Genomic DNA, 2,394 nt, shown 5'->3' with positions numbered 1-2,394 from the left:
GCGCCGTTCCTCCCCGTCCGCGGCTCGGCCACGGGCGACTCGCTGCAGGCGCTGCTGCGGGCCCTGCGCGCGGACACGCTGGTGCTTCCCACGCGCCCGCTCAGCTACGCGGACATCCTGGGGAACACCACGCTCCGAGGGCAGCTTTCGGCCGAGGAGGTGGCGGCGTTCGACTCGCTTTCCGTCAACCGCGGCTATCAGCTGGGCGACGTGGAGATCGGCGCGCGCCTGCTGCTGCGGCCGGGCCCGCCGGGGTGGCCCGTTCCCGACACCGTCGCCGCGCGCGCCGTGCGGACGACGGTGGGGGTGCGCGCCCGCCTGCCCACGGGGGTGAGCGCGCAGACCGCGCTCACCGAGCTGGCGCCGGGCGGCGGCCACTTCGGCATCGGGCTGGACCTGCTGAACGACGTCTTTCTTTCCCGCCGGTGGATGGTCACGGCGGCGGCCACGGCGGACGTGCTGCTCCCCGCGGACGTGCAGCGGTACGCATTCGCCGCCAACCGCCCGTTCCCGTCAGACACGGCCGTCCGCACGGTGCGGCGGTCACCGGGTTCGCGGGTTTCGCTGCTGGTGCAGCCGCGCTGGCGTCTCACGCGCGAAATCAGCTTTGCCGGGCAGTACGCCTTCACCCGCACGGGCGAAACGAGCTTCTCCGGCGCGGACGGCATCCTTCCATCGCCGCTGGAGCCCACGGACTCGTGGATGGCGCACGCGGCGGGGCTGAACGCGCGCTACAGCTCGCTGCGGGCGTTCACCCTGGGCGAGACCAACGTGCCGTTTGAGGTGGACCTCGCCTGGCAGCGCACCTTTGCGGGGAGCGGGGTGGCGCCGCAGGCGGGGCAGGTGCGCGTGACCGGGCGCTTCTTCCCGCATCGCGGGCTGCTGCCGCGCGACACGCCTCCCGTGCCGCCGGAACCGGCGGACAGCGCGGCTGTGCCCGCGGACAGCACCACACCGCCGCCCGCGCCGGCCACCCCGCCCTCCATCGATCCCGCGCCGCCGCCGCTCACCGCGCCGCGCCCCACCACGCCGCCGGCCGAAACGCCGCGCCCGGCCCGTCCCCCGCGCCGCTGAGCGTCGTCGGCAAAGGGCGAGCGAGTGGATGAAAACAGAGGGCCGGCGGAACGCGATCCGCCGGCCCTGCTTCTTTTGCTCGGTCGATGGTCAGACGCCGACGCCGCGCTCCAGCAGTTCGCGGGCGTGCTCCTGCGAGACGGCGCTTACCGGGTCGCCGCCCAGCATGCGGGCGACTTCGTGGATGCGCGCATCCGCGTCCAGCGGCATCACTTCCGTCGTGGTGCGGCCGTCGCGCTCGCCCTTGCGCACCAGCAGGTGCACGTGCGCGCGGCTGGCGATCTGCGGCAGGTGGGTGATGGCGAACACCTGATGGGTTTCAGCGACGCCGCGCATCTTGTCGCCCACCTGCAGCGCCACGCGCCCGCCGATTCCCGCATCCACCTCGTCGAACACCAGCGTGGGAATGCTGTCCAGCCGCGCCAGAATGGTCTTGAGCGCCAGCATGATGCGCGACATTTCGCCGCCGGACGCCACGTACGACAGCGGCTTGGGCTCGAACCCGCGGTTAAGCGAGACGCGGAACTCCACCTCTTCCGCCCCGGCGGAGCCCGTCTGCGGGAGCGGAACGGCCTCGGCGCGGAACACGCCGCCGCTCATCCCCAATTCCGGCAGCACCCCGCTCACCTCGTCCGAAAGCCGCGCCATGGCGACCGTTCGCGCCTCGGTGAGCGCGCCCGCCGCAGCGGCCAGCGTCTCCTCCGCCGCGGCCAGCTTCTTTCGCAGCGACCCCAGCTCCCACTCCGCGTTGTCCACCAGGTCCAGCTCGGCGCGGGCCGCGCGGCCCACCTCCAGCACGTCCTCCACCGTCTGGCCGTACTTGGCCTTGAGGCGAAAGATCAGGTCCTGGCGGCGGCGGATCTCGTCCAGGCGCCGCGGATCGTGCTCCACCGTGGCGGCGTAGCGCTCCATGCGGTCGCCCAGTTCCTGCAGCGCGTAGTAGGCCGCATCGAACAGTTCGCGCACCGGCTCCTGGCCACTGTCGATGCGCACCAGCTGGTCGATCTGGCGGCGGAGCGAGGCCACCTCGCCCAGCAGCGCGCGCTCGGAGCCGGTGACCGCTTCCGCCAATCCGCCGCTGATGGCCTGCAGTTCCTCGGAGTGGCTCAGGCGCCGCGCCTCGTCGTCCAGTTCCTCCTCTTCCCCCGCGCGCAGCGACGCCGCCTCGATCTCCTCCGCCTGAAAGCGGAGGAAGTCCGCCCGCTGCGCCGCCTCGCGCTTGCGTGCATCCAGTCCGTCGATGTCGCGCCGCAGCCCGGAGGCGATGCCGTGGGCCTCGGCAACGGCGGCCAGCAGGGCGCCGTGGCCGCCGTACGCGTC

1 protein-coding gene and 1 pseudogene are annotated in these 2,394 nt (G+C 73.2%); one reads left to right on the top strand and one right to left on the bottom strand.

Annotated features, from left to right (window positions below; genetic code table 11):
- Positions 1 to 1,074, top strand: a pseudogene (locus tag VF665_RS19810) (hypothetical protein); the annotation flags it as partial.
- 90 nt (positions 1,075 to 1,164) lie between these two features.
- Here VF665_RS19810 and VF665_RS19805 read toward each other — a convergent pair.
- The coding region (locus tag VF665_RS19805; RefSeq protein ID WP_331055194.1) for a hypothetical protein at positions 1,165 to 2,394 on the bottom strand (1,230 nt) is incomplete at its 5' end.

Origin of the sequence: Longimicrobium sp., assembly GCF_036387355.1 — a bacterium.
In the GTDB taxonomy this organism is placed as follows: domain Bacteria; phylum Gemmatimonadota; class Gemmatimonadetes; order Longimicrobiales; family Longimicrobiaceae; genus Longimicrobium.
Note: the sequence above shows the minus strand (reverse complement) of the source record. Positions and strands in the feature narration are given on the sequence as shown.